The 352-nt window shown below is 68.8% G+C and carries 1 protein-coding gene; it reads left to right on the forward strand.

Going from position 1 to position 352, the window contains the following annotated elements; all coding sequences use genetic code 11:
* On the forward strand, positions 1-352 hold a 352-nt coding region (locus UK12_RS40565; RefSeq protein WP_197085410.1), incomplete at both ends, for a hypothetical protein.

Genomic DNA, 352 nt, shown 5'->3' on the forward strand with positions numbered 1-352 from the left:
GTCGCTCACGTCCCGGCTGACCGTCGGCGAGTGGCTCGACATGTGGCTTGCGTCGAAGAAGACCCGCAAGACCACGACCAACGGCTACGAGTCCCACGTACGGGTACACCTCAAACCTCGGATCGGCCATATACGCCCGTCGCGCCTGAACGTCGGCCACCTGGCCGAGCTGGTGGGGAGTGCACAGCATGAGCGGGCGCGGGTGGTGGGCGGTCAACTCCCAACGCCGGAGGCGCTGCGCGGTGCAGAGCAGGGCCTTCGGCCGCTTGCCGGACTCCAGCTGGACATGCGAGGCGGGGTTGAAGGTGATCAGCTGGCGGGCGATGGCGGCGTTCAACGCGGCCCGGAGCGG

It is taken from the genome of Saccharothrix sp. ST-888 (assembly GCF_000955975.1).
GTDB lineage: Bacteria > Actinomycetota > Actinomycetes > Streptomycetales > Streptomycetaceae > Kitasatospora.